The 16,180-nt window shown below is 59.5% G+C and carries 21 protein-coding genes; 8 read left to right on the forward strand and 13 right to left on the reverse strand.

The window, feature by feature from the left end; genetic code table 11:
- Position 1 precedes the first annotated feature (1 nt).
- From ACA055_RS11210 to ACA055_RS11230, 5 genes are all read right to left on the reverse strand, one after another.
- Entirely contained in the window at positions 2 to 1,417 is a 1,416-nt protein-coding gene (locus ACA055_RS11210) for a heavy metal sensor histidine kinase (protein ID WP_497683674.1), read from the reverse strand.
- A complete protein-coding gene (locus ACA055_RS11215; RefSeq protein WP_497683675.1) occupies positions 1,414 to 2,085 on the reverse strand; it encodes a heavy metal response regulator transcription factor in 672 nt (223 codons plus the stop codon). Before ACA055_RS11215 ends, ACA055_RS11210 begins: the two co-directional genes overlap by 4 nt.
- Positions 2,086 to 2,195: 110 nt before the next feature.
- Positions 2,196 to 2,453: a DUF2790 domain-containing protein gene (locus tag ACA055_RS11220; RefSeq protein ID WP_497683676.1), complete on the reverse strand. Its 258-nt coding sequence runs from the start codon at positions 2,451 to 2,453 to the stop codon at positions 2,196 to 2,198.
- A gap of 129 nt (positions 2,454 to 2,582) precedes the next feature.
- The gene (locus ACA055_RS11225) at positions 2,583 to 3,353 is read right to left on the reverse strand and encodes an alpha/beta hydrolase (protein ID WP_497683677.1); all 771 of its coding nucleotides are present in this window, start codon (positions 3,351 to 3,353) and stop codon (positions 2,583 to 2,585) included.
- 127 nt (positions 3,354 to 3,480) lie between these two features.
- Positions 3,481 to 4,401, reverse strand: coding sequence for a LysR family transcriptional regulator (locus tag ACA055_RS11230; protein ID WP_497683678.1), 921 nt, complete (start codon positions 4,399 to 4,401; stop codon positions 3,481 to 3,483).
- A gap of 128 nt (positions 4,402 to 4,529) precedes the next feature.
- Between ACA055_RS11230 and ACA055_RS11235 the strand changes: the two genes are divergently transcribed.
- The 3 genes from ACA055_RS11235 to ACA055_RS11245 all read left to right on the forward strand — a co-directional run bounded on the left by ACA055_RS11235 (position 4,530) and on the right by ACA055_RS11245 (position 6,050).
- Positions 4,530 to 4,946: a nuclear transport factor 2 family protein gene (locus tag ACA055_RS11235; RefSeq protein WP_497683679.1), complete on the forward strand. Its 417-nt coding sequence runs from the start codon at positions 4,530 to 4,532 to the stop codon at positions 4,944 to 4,946.
- A 23-nt stretch (positions 4,947 to 4,969) separates the two neighbouring features.
- Positions 4,970 to 5,722, forward strand: coding sequence for an SDR family oxidoreductase (locus ACA055_RS11240; RefSeq protein ID WP_497683680.1), 753 nt, complete (start codon positions 4,970 to 4,972; stop codon positions 5,720 to 5,722).
- 106 nt (positions 5,723 to 5,828) lie between these two features.
- A complete protein-coding gene (locus ACA055_RS11245) occupies positions 5,829 to 6,050 on the forward strand; it encodes a hypothetical protein (protein ID WP_497683681.1) in 222 nt (73 codons plus the stop codon).
- Positions 6,051 to 6,056: 6 nt separating this feature from the next.
- Here the strand turns inward: ACA055_RS11245 and ACA055_RS11250 are convergent, their stop codons facing one another.
- The 3 genes from ACA055_RS11250 to ACA055_RS11260 all read right to left on the reverse strand — a co-directional run bounded on the left by ACA055_RS11250 (position 6,057) and on the right by ACA055_RS11260 (position 7,965).
- Positions 6,057 to 6,566 carry a DUF6644 family protein gene (locus ACA055_RS11250; RefSeq protein ID WP_497683682.1) on the reverse strand — a complete coding sequence of 170 codons (510 nt, stop codon included), beginning with the start codon at positions 6,564 to 6,566 and terminating at the stop codon, positions 6,057 to 6,059.
- Positions 6,566 to 6,916 carry a DUF6152 family protein gene (locus tag ACA055_RS11255; RefSeq protein WP_497683683.1) on the reverse strand — a complete coding sequence of 117 codons (351 nt, stop codon included), beginning with the start codon at positions 6,914 to 6,916 and terminating at the stop codon, positions 6,566 to 6,568. The genes ACA055_RS11250 and ACA055_RS11255 overlap by 1 nt, the downstream gene beginning before the upstream one ends.
- Before the next feature lie 152 nt (positions 6,917 to 7,068).
- Positions 7,069 to 7,965 (reverse strand): LysR substrate-binding domain-containing protein, encoded by an 897-nt coding sequence (locus ACA055_RS11260; protein ID WP_497683684.1) that lies wholly within the window; start codon positions 7,963 to 7,965, stop codon positions 7,069 to 7,071.
- A 167-nt stretch (positions 7,966 to 8,132) separates the two neighbouring features.
- On the opposite strand from ACA055_RS11260, the gene ACA055_RS11265 reads away from it, so the two are divergent.
- Positions 8,133 to 9,434 (forward strand): NAD(P)/FAD-dependent oxidoreductase, encoded by a 1,302-nt coding sequence (locus tag ACA055_RS11265; RefSeq protein ID WP_497683685.1) that lies wholly within the window; start codon positions 8,133 to 8,135, stop codon positions 9,432 to 9,434.
- Positions 9,435 to 9,486: 52 nt separating this feature from the next.
- Positions 9,487 to 10,575 carry a polyamine ABC transporter substrate-binding protein gene (locus ACA055_RS11270; RefSeq protein ID WP_497683686.1) on the forward strand — a complete coding sequence of 363 codons (1,089 nt, stop codon included), beginning with the start codon at positions 9,487 to 9,489 and terminating at the stop codon, positions 10,573 to 10,575.
- Between the two features lie 3 nt (positions 10,576 to 10,578).
- On the opposite strand, the gene ACA055_RS11275 is transcribed toward ACA055_RS11270, so the two are convergent.
- A complete protein-coding gene (locus ACA055_RS11275) occupies positions 10,579 to 11,796 on the reverse strand; it encodes a diaminopropionate ammonia-lyase (protein ID WP_497683687.1) in 1,218 nt (405 codons plus the stop codon).
- Positions 11,797 to 11,938: 142 nt separating this feature from the next.
- On the opposite strand from ACA055_RS11275, the gene ACA055_RS11280 reads away from it, so the two are divergent.
- Together ACA055_RS11280 and ACA055_RS11285 are read left to right on the forward strand one after the other, a co-directional pair.
- On the forward strand, positions 11,939 to 12,430 hold the full coding sequence (locus tag ACA055_RS11280; protein ID WP_497683688.1) for an Lrp/AsnC family transcriptional regulator: 492 nt from the start codon (positions 11,939 to 11,941) through the stop codon (positions 12,428 to 12,430).
- Positions 12,427 to 12,816, forward strand: a complete 390-nt coding sequence (locus tag ACA055_RS11285) for a c-type cytochrome (RefSeq protein ID WP_497683689.1) — start codon at positions 12,427 to 12,429, stop codon at positions 12,814 to 12,816. The genes ACA055_RS11280 and ACA055_RS11285 overlap by 4 nt, the downstream gene beginning before the upstream one ends.
- A 25-nt stretch (positions 12,817 to 12,841) precedes the next feature.
- Here ACA055_RS11285 and ACA055_RS11290 read toward each other — a convergent pair whose 3' ends face one another.
- The 4 genes from ACA055_RS11290 to ACA055_RS11305 all read right to left on the reverse strand — a co-directional run bounded on the left by ACA055_RS11290 (position 12,842) and on the right by ACA055_RS11305 (position 15,285).
- Positions 12,842 to 13,309 carry a MarR family winged helix-turn-helix transcriptional regulator gene (locus ACA055_RS11290; RefSeq protein ID WP_497683690.1) on the reverse strand — a complete coding sequence of 156 codons (468 nt, stop codon included), beginning with the start codon at positions 13,307 to 13,309 and terminating at the stop codon, positions 12,842 to 12,844.
- Between the two features lie 163 nt (positions 13,310 to 13,472).
- Positions 13,473 to 13,925, reverse strand: a complete 453-nt coding sequence (locus ACA055_RS11295; protein ID WP_497683691.1) for an Ohr family peroxiredoxin — start codon at positions 13,923 to 13,925, stop codon at positions 13,473 to 13,475.
- Positions 13,926 to 14,015: 90 nt separating this feature from the next.
- Positions 14,016 to 14,468: an Ohr family peroxiredoxin gene (locus tag ACA055_RS11300; protein ID WP_497683692.1), complete on the reverse strand. Its 453-nt coding sequence runs from the start codon at positions 14,466 to 14,468 to the stop codon at positions 14,016 to 14,018.
- A 385-nt stretch (positions 14,469 to 14,853) separates the two neighbouring features.
- Entirely contained in the window at positions 14,854 to 15,285 is a 432-nt protein-coding gene (locus tag ACA055_RS11305; RefSeq protein WP_497683693.1) for a nuclear transport factor 2 family protein, read from the reverse strand.
- A 157-nt stretch (positions 15,286 to 15,442) separates the two neighbouring features.
- Here ACA055_RS11305 and ACA055_RS11310 point away from each other — a divergent pair, with 157 nt between their 5' ends.
- The gene (locus ACA055_RS11310) at positions 15,443 to 16,177 is read left to right on the forward strand and encodes a DUF72 domain-containing protein (protein WP_497683694.1); all 735 of its coding nucleotides are present in this window, start codon (positions 15,443 to 15,445) and stop codon (positions 16,175 to 16,177) included.
- The last annotated feature ends 3 nt before the right edge of the window (positions 16,178 to 16,180 follow it).

The following is a 16,180-nucleotide window of genomic DNA, read 5'->3' on the forward strand; positions in this document are numbered from 1 at the left end:
GTCATTCGTCCAGCTGGCGCGCCGGAAAAAACAGTTCGAAACAGGTGATGCCTTCGGCGCTGGTGACGCTGTAAGCGCCGTTGTGCAGCTGCATGATGGTCGCCACGATCGACAGGCCCAGTCCGTTGGAGTGGGCCGAACGTTCGCGGGATTCATCGACACGGTAGAAGCGCTCGAACAACCTCGGCAAATGTTCGGCCGCAATCGTCTGGCCGTGATTGCGTACCTGCAAACGGATGCCATCGGCCGCGGGGATTGCCCGTATCCAGAGCTCGGAATGCGGCGCACCGTATTTGATGGCGTTGGCGCAGAGGTTGGCCAGGGCGCGGCGCAGCAACATCGGTTCTGCCCAGATCAGCCCGCTGCCCTGGGCATCGATGCTGATCCCGACATCCGCGGCCGGCCCTTCGAAATAGTCGGCCATGCGTTCCATTTCATCGGCGGCATCCAGTTCCTGGCGTTGACGCAGGGCACTGGCGGGATCGGTGCGGGCCAGAAACAGCATGTTGTCGAGCATGCGGGCCAGGCGTTCGAGCTCCTCGACATTGGAGGCAAGCAACTGCTGATAGTGTTCGATGCTGCGGTTTTGTTGCAGGGCGACCTGGGTTTCGCCGAGCAGGTTATTGATCGGCGTGCGCAGTTCATGGGCCATGTCGGTGGACACCTGACCCAACTGCACGAAGCCTTTGCCGAGGCGGTCGAGCATTGCGTTGAAGGCCTCGATCATCGGCAGCAGTTCCCGTGGCGCGCCCTGGCTGTCGAGGCGTTCGGTGAGGTTGCCGACACCGATGCCGTGGGCGTGTCGGGCAAGGCGTCGCACGGGCAGCAGGCCGCGATGCACCAGCAGGTAACCGGACAGGGCCAGCAGAATCGCGGCCACGCTGGCAAACAAGTAGACGTTGAGCCGGTAACGGGCGAGCACTGCGGTGCGCTCGGTCATCAGGCGCCCGGTGACCACTTGCAGGCTGCCCAGATCGCCGGAGTCGATGGTCGCCGCCACCGCCGCAAAGGGCACGCCATCCACACTCGGATAATGCTGCACGTCGGCCAGGCTCAGCGGGTGGTCCATGGCTACCGGCGATAGCGACGGCACGGCGAGGTTGCCGGGGTTGACCACCAGCAAGGGTTTTTGCCCAGGCGCGCCGATGGTCAGCAGCGCCTCGCGATTGCCGAGCATGTTCTGGAAAATCGCCGGTTTGGTTTTGATCAGCTCCAGGGTGTTGCTGTCGTTGAGGAAGGTGCGCAACTGATCGATGCGGTTCACCAGGGCGGCGTCGTCGCGGCGGATCAGCTCGCGCTCCAGGTCGCGGTACAGCGCCACGCCGAGCAGGGTCAGCGAGACAAAGGCGAGCAAGGCAAATACCAGCGCCAGACGCAGCGTCAACGAGTGGCGAAGTCGGGAAGTGCGATCGTTCATGGTTGCGTATCGAAGCGGTAACCAATGCCGCGTACGCTGTGGATCAACTTGAGCTGAAACGGATCGTCGATTTTCAGGCGCAGCCGCCGAACCGCAACATCCACGACGTTGGTGTCGCTGTCGAAATTCATGTCCCAGACCCGGGACGCGATCATCGAACGCGACAGCACCTCGCCTTGATGGGTGGCGAACAGGTGCAGCAGGGCAAATTCCTTGTTGGTCAGGGTGATCCGCACGCCGGCGCGGGTGACCCGGCGTTTGAGCACGTCGATTTGCAGGTCGGCGACCTGCAGTTGTTCTTCTTCGCGAGTGGGGCCACGTCGGGTCAGGGTGCGCAGGCGCGCGACCAGTTCGGCGAAGGAAAAGGGCTTGATCAGGTAATCATCGGCGCCCAGTTCGAGGCCCTTGATGCGGTCGGCGATGTCATCCCGTGCGGTGAGAAACAACACCGGCGTGTCCGCTTCCTTGCGCAAGCGGCGCAGCACTTCCCAGCCGTCCATTTTCGGCATCATCACGTCCAGCACGATGACGTCGAAATCGTGCTCCAGGGCCAGGTGCAAGCCATCGGCGCCGTCACGGGCCAGGCTGACGGAGTACCCGAGTTCCTGCAGGCCATTGAGCAAGTAATTACCGGCTTTGGGTTCGTCTTCGACTACAAGGATATTCATGGAGATCTGCCTGGTTCGGTGTCAGCAAAATTTACAGCGACGGAGGCGGGCTACAGTGACAGGCCGGTGGCGCCAGTGTAGCCCGATCCTCTGTGACGACAGGCGTCTGATCAATTATCGCCAATGCATCCCATGCCCTGGACCTGGTAATCCAGCACGTGCTTGCGACCTTGATGATCGAGATAAATGAGCTGTGCGGGGACGATGCCGCATTCTTGCGTGATGTTATTGCTGGACAGGTCTTTGGCGATATCCAGGTGGACGAAGAAACCGGTCTTGTCGTGGATGACGGGTTCGGCGCTTTGGGTATCGGCAAACGCCGAACCGGTGGCGAGGAGGGCAGCAAAACCAAGGACTGACATTTTCATGATGATTCCCTCTATACAGGGGCGGTTGGCTGCCGATGGGTTGTCCGGGCAGTGGGTTCAGGTTAACCAGGCGATCCGGACAGCCGACCAACAGTTCAATGACAAGTGTGTAATGAAACGGCGCCGGGATTACGGTTGGCGACCGGCGGCTTCGAGGATCAGGTCAGCGATTTCCTTGGAGTGGGAGACCAGGGACAAGTGGCTCGACGGCAACTCGATGGTGGTCGCGCCCATGCGCTTGGCGAGGAAGCGCTCCAGATCCGGATTGATGGTCTGGTCGAGGCTTGAGACCGCGTACCAGGACGGCTTGGTGTGCCAGGCCGCTGCGGTGGTACGGTCGGTGAACAGGGTCTTGGCGATCGGTTGCTGCACGGCGAACAACTGCATCGCTTTGTCGTGGGGCACGTCGCTGGCGAAGTACTTGAGGAAGGCGTCCTGCTTCAGGCTGACGAAACCGTCGTGTTCTTCGGTGCCGGCACGCACGGGCATGGTCGGGTATTTGCCGGACAGTGCGACGAAGTCCTCACCGGCGTCCGGCGCCCGGGCGGCGACGTACACCAGGGAGCTGACTTTCGGATCGACCCCGGCTTCACTGACCACGGTGCCGGCGTACGAATGGCCGACCAGCACGGTCGGGCCGTCTTGTTGATTGAGCACACGCTGGGTGGCGGCGACGTCGTCGGCCACCGAGGTCAGCGGATTTTGCACGGCAGTGACGTGCAGGCCGGCAGCTTGCAACCGGGAGATTACGTCCGACCAACTAGAGCCATCGGCCCAGGAGCCGTGCACCAGCACGACGTTGTTGGCCTTGACTGGCGCGACGGTAGCGGCCATGGCGGAACCGGTGCCCAGCATCAACAGGCTGGCGGCGATCAGGCAGAGTTTGCTCAATGGTTTCATGGTATCGACCCTTGTCATCATCAGTGGGAGGCGTGTCACTCGGTGCGGGTGACTGACGACTCCACTGTATGAAGCGAGGGTGCTGGCTACGCTGACAACTCGATGACAAGTTTGTAATGCAAGGCGTTCAGTCTGCGCGAAAGTGCGGCGCCAGTTGTGTCTGGAAGTGCTCCACCAGGAAGTCGACAAACACGCGGGTCTTGGCCGGCAATAGTTTCTGCCCGGAGAAGTAAATCGAAATTGCACCGAGGTCGACGTACCACTCCGGCAGCAAGCGGATCAGGTCGCCGCGTTCCAGCCAGGCGTAGGCGCGATCCATTGGCACCAGCGCGACCCCCAGGCCCATGACCGCGCAACGGCAAATCGCTTCCGGGTCATTCATGATCAGCGAGGGTTTGAGGTCGAGGGCGAACGCTTCGTCGCGCTTGTTGCGCAAGGTCCAGCTGAACAACCGGCCGCTGTGGGTCGAACGCATGACAATGCCATCCAGTCCCAGCAGGTCGGCAGGCGTGCCTGGCAGTGGCCGATCAGCGAAAAAGCCAGGCGCGGCCACAGCCACCACATGCAGTTTGGCCAGTTCCCGGGCGACCACGCCGGGCACCAACTCCACGCCGGCACCGATGGCGGCATCGAAACCTTCGGCGATCAAATCAACGCGACGATTTTCCAGGTGCCAGTCAGGGACGATGTCTGGATAGCGACGCTTGAAGGTTTCCAGCAACGGCAGGATGTAATCGAAACCGAGGGAGGGTGGCAGGCTGACACGCAAGCGCCCGGCCGGTGCATGGCGGGCATCCACGAGGTTGGCGATGGCGCCTTGGATATTTTCCAGGTTGCCGACGACTTCCCCGTAGAAACGTTCACCCGCTTCGGTCAGCGTCAGGCGCCGGGTGCTGCGATGGAACAGGCGGATACCCAGATTGGTTTCCAGGCGCGCGACGTTCTTGCTCACTGCCGCGGGCGAAACCCCCAGGCGTCTGGCGGCTTCGGAAAAACTCAAGGCCTCGGCTGCGCGCACGAAGGATTCGAGATTGCCCAAGGTTTCCATGGTTGGCTCCAACTTTTGGTTGAAACTGATACTACCGATTCAGGACTTATCCGTCCTGATTGATGCGCGCATAGTCAGGCCATTGCCGCTTGGCGGTTTTGAGCTTCAACTGATGACGGGAGCCCCGCATGTCCATCACCCGCAGCACCGTAGACGCTTTTTTCCAACGCCTGGGCGAAGGTGACCCCGACCGTGTCGCTGAACTCTTCGCCGAGACAATCGACTGGTTCGTACCTGATTCAACGCGCTTGCCCTGGGCTGGCGCACGCACCCGCCGCGATGAAGTCGCCCCGTATTTACGCAGCATGTGGTCGCATTTCGAGCCCGGCCAGAGCGAAGTCGGTATCGACAAGATCATTGTGGATGGCGAGGACGCCGTGGTGTTCGGGTATTTCAGTCATGTACTGGTGAGCAACGGGCAGCAGATGGCAACGCCGGTTGCCATGCATCTGATGGTGACCAATGGCGAGATCATCCGGATGCATATTTATGAGGACACCCTGGCCATTGCCGAGGCGTTCGCGCGTCCGGCTCGGTCGTCATGAAATGCAAACGCGAGGACACTGAAATGACGAAACAACTCGAAGGTAAAGTCGCCCTGGTTACCGGCGGTTCACGTGGCCTGGGTGCCGCTACGGCACTGGCGTTGGCGGACGAAGGCGCGCAGGTGGCGATCAGTTATGTGGCGTCGGCGGACAAGGCCGAAGCGCTGGTCCGTGAACTTGAGGCCAAAGGGGTGAAGGCAGCAGCCTTTCAGGCGGACCAGGGTGAAGTCAGCCAGGCGCCGGGGTTGATCCAGGCCGTGGTGGAGCATTTCGGTCGACTGGACATCCTGGTCAACAACGCCGCACTCGCGAATCAGGGCTTGCCGATCGACAGCCCGGATATCGATAACACCGCCATGGATCGCCAATGGGCGGTGAATGTCGCCGGCGTAGTGGCCAACATTCGCGCGGCCGTCAAAGTGATGGGCGAGGGCGGTCGGATCATCACCATCGGTTCGGGTGTCGCCACTCGTGCGGGTTTCCCCGGTCTGGCTGACTACGCGGGCACCAAGGCCGCCATTGTCGGTTACTCCAAAGGTGCCGCTCGGGACCTGGCGCCGCGCAACATCACCGTCAACGTGGTTCAGGCCGGCGTCATGGATACCGACATGGCGGCGCCCTTCAAGGAAGCCGTGCCCGTGCTGTTCGCGACGCTCGCACTGCAGCGTTACGCCGGCGTCGAGGAAGTGGCCGCCGGCATCCTGTTCCTGGCCAGCCCGCAAGCGTCCTACGTCACCGGCGCGGTGTTGGATATCGACGGTGGTTATGGCGCCTGACCGCTAAAGCGGACGCGCTAGAGCGTTCGCCGTATGTCGGAACCGAGGAACGGTCATCCATGGCCAGGCTTCCAAACGAGGACAGCCCTTTGGATGGAGTTTGGCCATGAACGATGATCGAAAAGAGGAGGCGTTGGCGGCGTGGTATCGACTCCTGAAGGAACCAGAAATCCGCATGGATGCTGAAGAACAGTATGACGAACTGCTCAAGGCCGCCGATGAGATGGAGCGCACGGGACTGATTACCAGCACTGAATGGCGCAAGCTGGTCCGCGAGGCCGGCGTCGCTTTTGCCAATGCGATTGAAGGCGTGGGCGGTGGAACGTAGCGCCCGTCAGGTATAGGCCAGCAGCCGGCCGCAAAGCACCACGCTGACCCATAACGCCATGGAAAACAGCGCCTGGATTTTTGCCACGCCAGGCGCTGCGACCCCCGTGTTCCACTGCATGACAGAACGGTAGACACCCACGTGGAACAGCACGGCATTCAGACCTGCCGTGGCGATCAGGCTCAGCTTCAGGATAAAAATGTCGTTGGAAGCAAAGTCATGGGGGTGGGCCGTAAACATCATCAGCCCGGCCGGAACGATCAACAGCAGGGCCGCGACCGCCCAGGTCAGAAGGTGGCGGGCCAGGGCCGTGACTTGAATGTCCTTCGACCATCCGAGCACCCGTAAGTCGAACATGAAGACCGCGCCCACCAGCACGATGAATCCAATGATGTGCATCACTTCGACCAGCGGATAAAGCCACAGCTCGCCGCGCATGGCGGCCCCCAGTTGCGAAGCATCCAGCCAGTCCAGCCAGCCTTGCGGACCGGGTCCTCCGGTGTTTGTAGACTCCATCAGCGCAACTCTATTGTTTTGTCGCCAATCGTGATGCGTTCTGCCCGCAATTCATCGGGTTTGTTGCGGTTCTGATAGCCGACCACGGTGGCCTGATTGCCGACCGCCAGCATTTCCTTGGAAAGACCACGATTCTCCATGCGCGATGGCGGCGCCAGGACCACGTTCCAGGTCTTGTCGGCGGTCTTGAGATTCACGAATCCGTGGGGATGGGAGTAGCCGGATTCCTCGATCGTACCGCTCAGTTGCAAGGGTTTGCTTGAGTCGTACTCACTCCAGCCGTGATGCGCGAATGCCGCCGTTGTAACCAGTAGCAATGACACTCCAATGCCCTTGAGCATGACGTTCATGACACGGTTCTCCTGTTGCAGGTTGTTGATTAACCCAAGGCTCGATTCACCTGTTGTCTGGCTAGAAAGTGTTGCCGCAGATGGTTTTTAGAATAGTCGGCCAATTGCAGCGTGCCGAAGTACGCGCGGCAAAGAATGTATCTGGCTGTGAATCAACCTGCGTCCTGTTCGGTTTGCCGGGCGAACCACTGCATGATCAGCGAACACGCCGGATGTGAGGCGGCCGAAGGTTGCAGGCACAGCGAGTAGATCCCTCGGGTCTTCAACGGTTGACCGAAAGGGACGATGAGCACACCGCGATCGATGGATTCCGCTGCCAGCGTCAAGTCGGTCATCGCCACGCCCAGGCCTCGTGCGGCGGCATCGAGCGCCAACTCGTCGAGGTTGAAGGGGATGTGCCTGTAGTCCTCCAACGACCTGGCGCCGTTGGCGTCCAGCCATTCAATCCACGCTTGCTTGTCCGCAGACCGATGCAGCAGCGGGAAGCCGACAAGATCCTCCACCGACGCCAGTGGCCGGGTCGGGCTGCCCAAGCCAGGGGCGCACACCGGAACCAGCGTTTCGTCGAACAGGGTCAGGCAATCAGGATCACTGGAGGGCTCGGGCAGGTAGAGGATGTAGGCGTCGCTGTCGCTGGCCGGCTCGACGATCTCCGTCGCCACGGTCTCGATCGACAAGGAAATGTCCGGGTGAGTTCGGTAGAAATCGCTCAGTTTCGGCAGCAACCAGCGCACCGCCAGCGACACATGCATGCGGATACGAAACGGGCGTTTCTGCGGAGAAAGCCGATCCTCGAGCATCTTCAATTGCTCGAGGATATTCCGGGCGCTGGCAAGCACCTGTTCGCCTTCAGGGGTCAGTCGAATACTGCGGCTGCTCCTCACGAACATCGGGACGCCGAAGTGACTCTCTAATTGTTGAATCTTGCGGCTCACGGCGCTTTGAGTCAGGCAGAGCGTTTGCGCCGCCAAAGTGAAGCTGCCCGAATCAGCGACTTCCACCAGTGCCTGCAGGGCCTGGAGAGAGGGAACGTGGCGAATTTTATCCATGCGTTTTCAGAATAGCTCGATGATTTTATAACGTTGGTTGATTGATTAAAGACCTTATAGATTCTAGCTCTAGCGACCGTTATCACAAACTAGGTCATGCGATTACTGCATGCAGTCCTGCTTTGGATCGAGGCGGCGCGCAGAACGACAGTCAAATGAGGTGACGCATGGAAAATGTATGTGGCTGGATTGCGCAGGCCGGTCATTCACCGGGTCGCGCTCCCCTGTACGGCACGCAAAAAGCCGATTGGCTGGTCATCGGCGCCGGGATCACCGGGCTGTGCGCCGCGCACACGCTCGCCGACATGCACCCTCAGGCACGCATCGTCGTCGTCGACAGACAACGAGCCGCGCAAGGGGCGTCGGCGCGCAACTCAGGCTTCGTGGTGGCCCACGAACATCCGGGCGATGATGAGTTGATGGGGGGACAGGGATTTGCCGGTTTTGAAGTGGACACCTCGATTTCCCGCGCCGCCAGCGAAGAAGTCCGTCAGCGCATTGCCCGACATGACATCCAGTGCGATTTCAGGGACGCCGGTTATTTCTTCGCCGTCAACGATCCCGGCAAGCTGACCCATGTCGAGGCCAAACTTGCGACGCTGCGCGCAGTCGGCGCCTCAGCGCAATTTCTGCAAGGTGAACAGTTGATCGAGAAACTGGGAACCCGGCATTACCAGGCTGCGATCTGGTGCGGCAATGGCAACGCATTGCTGCAACCGGCGAAGTACGTGAAGGGGCTGCTGGATGCGCTGCCGGACAACGTGACCCTGTATGAAAATACCGATATCACTGGCCTGGAACGTTTGGGTGAAGGGCGCATTCGCGCCAATGGCATCGAGGGGTGCATCGAGGCGCAGCAGGTGCTGGTGTGCCTGAACGCCTTCATCCCACGTGCCGGCATCGACGACAGTGCAACATTCCCGATGGAGCTCAGCGCCAGCCTTACGCGGCCGCTCAGCGACGCGGAGTTTCAAGCGATCGGCGCTGTCGACCCGTGGGGCGTGCTGTCCACCCGGCCACTCGGTGCCACGGTGCGGCTGACACCGGATCGGCGGGTGATGATCCGCAACACCGCGGAATACCGCTCCCGGGATTTGTCCAACAGCGATCTGCTGCACCGTCGAAAACACCATGTGCTGGGTTTGCAGCGACGTTTTCCGGGGTTGACCGAGGCGGATATTCAATACACCTGGACCGGACACCTGAGCGCCTCACGCACCGGCCAACCTTATTTTGCCAAGGTCGAAGAGGGGTTGTTCGCCGTGGCCGGCTGCAACGGTTCGGGCGTTGCGCGCGGCACGCTTTGGGGACGGCTGCTCGCCGAAATGGCCTCGGGTGCCAGCTCGCCAATATTGCGGTCGGTCATGCACAGGGCGCAGCCCGGCTGGCTCCCGCCCAAACCCTTGCTCGACATCGGTGCCATGCTTCGAATGCGCGTGGAGGCGGTCAGGGCCAGAACAGAAATCTAGAAAATCCGGCGACTCAAAAAGAATAAAAGCTCATCAAGAAAGGTGATTGAACATGCGCATCAACAAAATTTCCCTGATGGTCGTGCTGACAACATTGTCGGCCGCCACTTACGCGGATGAGGTCGTCAATATTTCCAACTGGAACGGCTACATCGCCGAAGACACCTTGACCAACTTCACCAAGGAAACGGGGATCAAGGCAACTTACGACATCCACGACAGCAACGAAGTCTTGGAATCGAAGTTGATGACGGGCAATACCGGGTATGACGTGGTCAGTCCGTCGAACCATTTTCTGTCCCGATTGATCAAGGCTGGGGCGATCCAGAAGCTCGATAAAAGTCAGCTACCCAACTGGAAAAACCTTGACCCGGCGTTGATGAAAAAACTGGAAGTCAATGATCCGGGTAACCAGTACGGCTATCCCTACATGTGGGGCACCGCCGGCATTGGTTACAACGTCGAGAAAATCAAAGCGATCTTCGGCAACACCGATGTCACCCATTCCTGGAGCCTGTTTTTTGATGAGAACAACATCAAGAAGCTGAGCGAGTGCGGTGTGGCGATTATCGATAATCCGACGCAGATCCTGCCGATCACCCTCAATTACCTCGGGCTGCCACCCCATAGCCACGAGCCGGCGGACTATAAGAAAGCCGAGCAGGCGCTGTTGAAAATCAGGCCTTACGTTCAATATTTTCACGCCTCCAAGTACATCAGCGACCTGGCTAACGGCAATGTCTGCGCGGTGATTGGTTTCAATGGCGACATCGTGCAGGCCGCCGCCAGTGCCAAGGAAGCCAACAACGGAATCGACATCGCCTATTCGATCCCTGATGAAGGTTCGACCCTTTGGCTCGACATGGTGGTCATGCCCAAAAGCGCGCCGCACGAGAAGGACGCGTACGCTTACATGAACTACCTGTTGACCCCTCAAGTCATTGCCAACATCAGCAACAGCATCCATTACGCCAACCCCAACATCGCGGCGGATGAGTATGTTGTTCCAGCCGTGAAACAGGACCTGGCGATTTACCCGCCGAAAAACGTGATGGACAAGTTGTTTACCGTCGAGGATCTGCCGGCGGCCATCGCACGGCTGAGTACGCGTCTGTGGACCAAGTTGAAAACCAATACATAGCGATCAGCGGGTGTGACGTTGCAACCAGGCGCTTTGACGTTGCAACACAGACTCCGCGGTTTCACCTGCCAGCTCGGCGTACACCGCAGGCGCGGTGGCGCCTTCGGTGCTGATCAGCAGAATGCGCGAGTGTTCATCAATGCCGGTCTCGGCGGCCAGCGAGGGTGACTCAAGGATATTGATCAGGCCTGCGAGGCCGGCCACGGCCGATTCACCGGCAATCAACGGGACGTCGCGATCACTGCCGTGAGCCAGCAGGCGCATGGCGTTGACCGCGTCGTCATCCTCGATGGTCATGAAATGGTCGATGCTGGTTTGGAGGAATTTCCATGCCAGGGGCGAGGTTTCACCACAGGCCAGTCCCGCCATGACCGAGTCCACCGAGCCCTGGCTTTTCGTCGCATGGCCGGCGAGGGCGCTCTGGAACAGGCAGTCGGCTTGCCGGGGTTCGACAACAATCATGTGCGGACGTCCGGCGCCACTCAGTTCCCAGAAGTAACTCGCCAGACCCGCCGCCAGACCGCCGACGCCGCCCTGCAAAAACAGGTGTGTGAAGGATTGGCCGCCACTTTGTTCCACGATTTCCGCAGCGAGGGTGCCGTAGCCTTGCATCACATCCCGAGGGATGTCTTCGTAGCCTTCATAAGAAGTGTCGGACACCACCTGCCAGCCATGCTCGACGGCCAGCGCCGCCGCTTCTTGCACCGATTCATCGTAGTTGCCGCTGACCCGCACGATCTGCGCGTCATAGGCGGCGATGGCCTGTTCTCGTTCGAGGCTGACGTTGGCGTGCAACACGATCACACAGCGGCACCCGACACTTTGCGCGGCGGCGGCGAGGGCGCGGCCATGGTTGCCGTCGGTGGCGCTGATCACCGTGAAGTCGGCGAGCGCGTCGCGGTACTTACCCGTCAACAGGCCTTGGGGTTCGAAGTGTTGATCAGGGAACAGCCGCAGGATCAACCGCACCAGTGCGATCGGTGCGCCCAAGGCTTTGAAGCTGCCCAGTTCCGAGCGGCTCGACTCATCCTTCACCCACAGTTGCGCGACGCCAAGGCGGGCGGCCAAGTCTGGCAGGCTGAACAACGGGGTGCCGACGCGATTGAGCCTATTCCAGTACGCGAGCCAGGTGCGGCTCTCGCTAGCTGTCCGGATATTCAGGAGGGCTTTCAGCTCGTCCGGGTAGGCATGACGGGCGGCGTTTGGATTGGCAATCAGCATCGCGGGCTCCAGGTGTGGGGCGATGTGTGTCCTGAAATAATATCTCGCACCCCGTACACTGATTGCTTGTTATCCATGTCGATAATGGATTTTCAGTGCGTATCTACGCGGTTTACATCAATTTTATTGCGAGCCCACCCGTATGAGTCTCGATGCCTTCGACCTGAAGCTGATCGCCGAAGTCCAGCAGGACGCCAGCCTGTCCCAAAGTGAGCTAGGCGCGCGGGTCAATCTTTCATCGGCTGCTGTGAATCGACGCCTGAAACGTCTGACCCAGGACGGCGTCATTAAAGGCACCGTGGCTGTGGCTGACCCGGAAAAACTCGGCTATCCGTTGACCATCGTCGCCCAGGTGGAAGTGGAAAGTGAGCGCCTCGATTTGCTGGATGCGATGAAACGCAGCTTCGCCGGTTGCCCTCAAGTGCAGCAGTGTTACTACGTGGCCGGGGAGTGGGATTTTGTGCTGGTGCTGACTGTGCGAAACATGGAGCAGTACACGGAGCTGACGCGGGTGCTGTTTTTCGAGAACAACAACGTGAAGCGATTCAAGACGCTGGTGTCGATGAGCAATGTGAAGGTGGGTTTGCAGATTCCGATTGAAAGCGAGGAACCGCAGATCTGGAGCAGAACATGAAGAAAACCGCCGTACTCACCTTGGCTTTAATGCTCGGCACAGGATTATTCAGTACGCCAGCAGCGGCGGCCGGCGATGCCGAGGCGGGAGGGAAACTGTTCAAGCGGATTTGCGGAGGGTGCCATCAAGTCGGGGATTCGGCGCGGGGGGCTTTTGGTCCGCAACTCAACGGAATTTTCGGGCGCCATGCGGGCAGCACGACGGACTACCTGTACTCCGACGCCATGAAATCGTCCGGCGTGGTCTGGACCCGCGAAACACTGACCGCGTACCTCGAAGATCCCAAAGGTTTGGTCCCCGGAACGCGCATGATTTTCTGGGGGCTCAGCGACCCCGAAAAGATCGAAAACCTGTTGGCCTACCTTCAGACTTTTCAGCCGCAGTAAGGCGCGATTGCCTCAGTCCGGCCGGCTAAGGCTCATTCCCGTTTTTCGTCGAGCGGATGAGATTGTTGCGCAGCTGGACGACCGCCTTCTGGATTTTCGCGAACTCGTCCGCGTCCAGACCCGTCGAGTCGGAGAGGCCCATTTCCGCGCGTTTTTCCCGTAGCTGTCGGCCGCTTTTCGTCAGGCTGACCCGCACCTGGCGTTCGTCTTCAGGGTCGCGCTGGCGTTGCACATACCCCATCGCCTCCAGTTTCTTCAGGATCGGCGTGAGCGTGTTCGATTCCAGGAACAGCTTTTCGCCGAGGCTACCGACGGTCACGTCCTCTTCTTCCCAGAGCGCAACGATGGTGATGTATTGCGTGTAGGTGAGCCCGAATTGCTCGAGTATCGGCTTGTACGCCTTGCCGAAGGCCAGGTTCGTGGAATAGACCGCAAAACACAGGAAGTCGGAAAGCTTCGGGTCAGCGGGGGCCGCCTTGTCGGTGGGTTTCATGGGTTACCTCTTTGGCCAGAAAGACTGATATCTCGCAAGTACCAAACTATACGGCGTACACGATCATGTCGGAAGTGCGCCAACTATTGGTCGCAGGTTTGCGACAGTGGCGGCCGGCGGCCGGTTCGACGCACAGGGCACGTCGAACCGGCTGCGCGGTGCATCACGCCGTGAGGACGTTAAGGGCCACATCGATGTTGCCGCGTGTCGCCTTCGAGTACGGGCAGATTTGGTCGGCGGTGTGCGCCAGCGTCGTCGCGATTTCTTGCGACAGACCCGGCACGCGCAGCGTCAAGCGAGCCTGGAGGAAGTAGGCCGGGCCGGTCTGACCTACATCGACTTCGATGTCGACGGACAGGTCAGACGGCAACACCACGTTCATTTCATTGGCGACGAGTCCGACGGCGGCGGTGTAGCAGGCCGACCATGCGCCGGCGAACAGTTGCTCGGCAGTCGGATGCGGCTGGGTAGCTGCGAACACGTGCGCTGGCTTCGCGCTGCCGGGGGACGACAGGGTGATGTCGAGGCTGCCGTTATGACCGCGCAAAGTGTTGCCAGTGCTGCTGGCGGTGGTGTGGGTTTTACCGGTGGCCAGTACTTTTTCGATCTTGCTCATGGGTGATTCCTCATTGTTTCGATAGACATTAATTGTATGCGCTTGTATCGCATGCGATGTATTTGAAATTTAAAAAATTGCCAGCCGGTATCACGCCGTGAAAACGTTCAGGGCTACGTCGATGTTGCCGCGGGTTGCCTTGGAGTACGGGCAGAGTTGGTCTGCGGCGTGTGCCAATTCAGTCGCGACGTCATTCGCCAGGCCTGGTACGCGAAGATTCAGTCGGGCCTGGAGGAAGTAGGCATTACCGGTCTGGCCCAGATCGACTTCGATATCGACGGAGAAACCGTCCGGCAGCGTTACTTTCATGTCCTTGGCCACAAGGCCCACCGCGGCGATGTAGCAGGCCGACCATGCGCCTGCGAACAATTGCTCTGCGGTCGGGTGCGGCTGGATAGCGGTGAACACATGGGCCGGGTTGGCGCTTCCTGGCGACGACAGCGTGATGTCGAGATTGCCGTTATGGCCACGGGAAGTGTTGCCAGCGGCGTTGACGATGGTGTGGGTTTTGCCGGTGGCCAGTACTTTTTCGATCTTGCTCATGGGAAGGACTCTCAAGGTTGTAGTGGGTTGAATTTGTTATCGTATGCGATTCAGTCGTATGCGATGGAAATAATATTCGCGCAGAAGGAAATTGAAGTCAAGGGGGATTTTCAGGGGCAGGCGACGAGCGGTCGTGTCAATACAGCGTCAACCAGAGGTGCGCCTTATGCGGCTCAGTCTTTGGCCCGCGCGCCGTCTGTTTCACGACCTCGACGTGAACATCGAAATCAAGAACCAGGCACGGGTTCATCCGTCAGCCGTATTTGTTCGAGTAGAAGGCCAGGAGTTATCAGGCTCGCTGGCCTTGGCTGAAGATGATCGGCGCTGCATTTCGAGATGAGAAAGGGGAATGGGTTTCGTCCATTCTCCTTGGATTACGCAACCATCAGAACTTGAACGCTTGCCGTCCTACCAGCAGCCATTGGCCTTTCTGTTTTTGCCAGATCTGGAAGTTCTCGATTTCGGTTGGAATCACTTCGGTGCCCTTGAGGGCTTGTGCCGAGAAGTGGTGGCGGACCAGTGCTACATCGCCTGACACGGTGATCGTCTGGTTCTGCATCTCAAGAGTCTTGAAGGCGCTTTTGCCGGTTTCGATATCGGCGATGAAGGCTTTCTTGTCCTGGATCTTCCCGCTGGAATGCCCATAGGTCAGGTTCTCGGCGGTCAGCGCGTTCAGTTGGGGGATGTTCTTGTGCAACATGGCTTGGGTCAGATGATCGACAGCTTGCGCAACCTCCTTGTCCCCCGAAGCGGGGCCGGCCGCTACATAGCCACTGAACAGGCATAGAAAACCAATCAGCAGTTTCACTTTTTTCATGGGTGTTTCCTTGTTGTTGTGGGTGATAAACATACGACTCATCGGTCATCGTACAACCTAGCATGGGATTGAGAAAAAACGAACTTGCACCGAGGGCTTTTCTCGAAGTTAAAGACCCGGGCCGTGTTCCGGAAAATGAGCAAGGGGAGCGATTCAGATGCCATCGGTTTACGTCGGCTGTGCCGGCTGGAACCTGCCTCGTGAGCACTGGCCACTGTTTCCTGCCCACGGGACGCATCTGCAGCGGTATGCGTCGCAACTGACGGCGGTTGAAATCAACAGTTCGTTTTATCGCCCCCATCGACCCCAAACGTATCAACGCTGGGCAGAGTCGGTACCGGCGGCGTTTCGTTTTTCGGTCAAGGTGCCCAAGCTCATCACGCATGTTCAGCGATTGCAGGGCTGTGAGTGTTTGCTGGACGAGTTTCTATCCCCGTGCACCGCGCTGGGCGATGCGTTGGGTTGCCTGCTGGTTCAGTTGCCGCCGTCGCTAGCCTTTGACGAAGCCACGGCCACCACCTTTTTCCGGGCGCTGCGCCAGCGTTACGCAGGAGCGGTGGTGCTTGAACCACGACATGAAAGCTGGTTAAACGCTGGCGCGTTATTGATCGAGCAGACAGTCGGGCGGGTCGCTGCCGATCCATCGCCCATAACCGGTGGCGACGCACCGGGCGGTTGGCCGGGGATTCATTACTGGCGGTGGCATGGCTCGCCGCGCATCTATCACAGCGACTATGACCGCAGCCGATTGGCGGCGCTGGCGCAGCAGGTGAAACCGGGCATCGTCAGTTGGTGCATCTTCGATAACACCGCCAGCGGTTTTGCAGTGGGCAACGCGCTGACCCTGCAAGAACTTCTGGGCTGCAAGACTCACGCTATTCCTGAAACCTGATAC

This window comes from Pseudomonas sp. LBUM1657, from assembly GCF_059716075.1.

What these genes read in the sequence shown, in the direction of transcription:
- ACA055_RS11250 (WP_497683682.1), bottom strand. Translation starts at nt 6,566, where the DNA reads ATGGAGTCTACAAACACCGGAGGACCCGGTCCGCAAGGCTGGCTGGAC.
- ACA055_RS11295 (WP_497683691.1), bottom strand. Translation starts at nt 13,925, where the DNA reads ATGAGCAAGATCGAAAAAGTACTGGCCACCGGTAAAACCCACACCACC.
- ACA055_RS11225 (WP_497683677.1), bottom strand. Translation starts at nt 3,353, where the DNA reads ATGAAACCATTGAGCAAACTCTGCCTGATCGCCGCCAGCCTGTTGATG.
- ACA055_RS11235 (WP_497683679.1), top strand. Translation starts at nt 4,530, where the DNA reads ATGTCCATCACCCGCAGCACCGTAGACGCTTTTTTCCAACGCCTGGGC.
- ACA055_RS11245 (WP_497683681.1), top strand. Translation starts at nt 5,829, where the DNA reads ATGAACGATGATCGAAAAGAGGAGGCGTTGGCGGCGTGGTATCGACTC.
- ACA055_RS11220 (WP_497683676.1), bottom strand. Translation starts at nt 2,453, where the DNA reads ATGAAAATGTCAGTCCTTGGTTTTGCTGCCCTCCTCGCCACCGGTTCG.
- ACA055_RS11265 (WP_497683685.1), top strand. Translation starts at nt 8,133, where the DNA reads ATGGAAAATGTATGTGGCTGGATTGCGCAGGCCGGTCATTCACCGGGT.
- ACA055_RS11260 (WP_497683684.1), bottom strand. Translation starts at nt 7,965, where the DNA reads ATGGATAAAATTCGCCACGTTCCCTCTCTCCAGGCCCTGCAGGCACTG.
- ACA055_RS11275 (WP_497683687.1), bottom strand. Translation starts at nt 11,796, where the DNA reads ATGCTGATTGCCAATCCAAACGCCGCCCGTCATGCCTACCCGGACGAG.
- ACA055_RS11240 (WP_497683680.1), top strand. Translation starts at nt 4,970, where the DNA reads ATGACGAAACAACTCGAAGGTAAAGTCGCCCTGGTTACCGGCGGTTCA.
- ACA055_RS11210 (WP_497683674.1), bottom strand. Translation starts at nt 1,417, where the DNA reads ATGAACGATCGCACTTCCCGACTTCGCCACTCGTTGACGCTGCGTCTG.
- ACA055_RS11280 (WP_497683688.1), top strand. Translation starts at nt 11,939, where the DNA reads ATGAGTCTCGATGCCTTCGACCTGAAGCTGATCGCCGAAGTCCAGCAG.
- ACA055_RS11310 (WP_497683694.1), top strand. Translation starts at nt 15,443, where the DNA reads ATGCCATCGGTTTACGTCGGCTGTGCCGGCTGGAACCTGCCTCGTGAG.
- ACA055_RS11290 (WP_497683690.1), bottom strand. Translation starts at nt 13,309, where the DNA reads ATGAAACCCACCGACAAGGCGGCCCCCGCTGACCCGAAGCTTTCCGAC.
- ACA055_RS11285 (WP_497683689.1), top strand. Translation starts at nt 12,427, where the DNA reads ATGAAGAAAACCGCCGTACTCACCTTGGCTTTAATGCTCGGCACAGGA.
- ACA055_RS11305 (WP_497683693.1), bottom strand. Translation starts at nt 15,285, where the DNA reads ATGAAAAAAGTGAAACTGCTGATTGGTTTTCTATGCCTGTTCAGTGGC.
- ACA055_RS11255 (WP_497683683.1), bottom strand. Translation starts at nt 6,916, where the DNA reads ATGAACGTCATGCTCAAGGGCATTGGAGTGTCATTGCTACTGGTTACA.
- ACA055_RS11270 (WP_497683686.1), top strand. Translation starts at nt 9,487, where the DNA reads ATGCGCATCAACAAAATTTCCCTGATGGTCGTGCTGACAACATTGTCG.
- ACA055_RS11230 (WP_497683678.1), bottom strand. Translation starts at nt 4,401, where the DNA reads ATGGAAACCTTGGGCAATCTCGAATCCTTCGTGCGCGCAGCCGAGGCC.
- ACA055_RS11300 (WP_497683692.1), bottom strand. Translation starts at nt 14,468, where the DNA reads ATGAGCAAGATCGAAAAAGTACTGGCCACCGGCAAAACCCACACCATC.
- ACA055_RS11215 (WP_497683675.1), bottom strand. Translation starts at nt 2,085, where the DNA reads ATGAATATCCTTGTAGTCGAAGACGAACCCAAAGCCGGTAATTACTTG.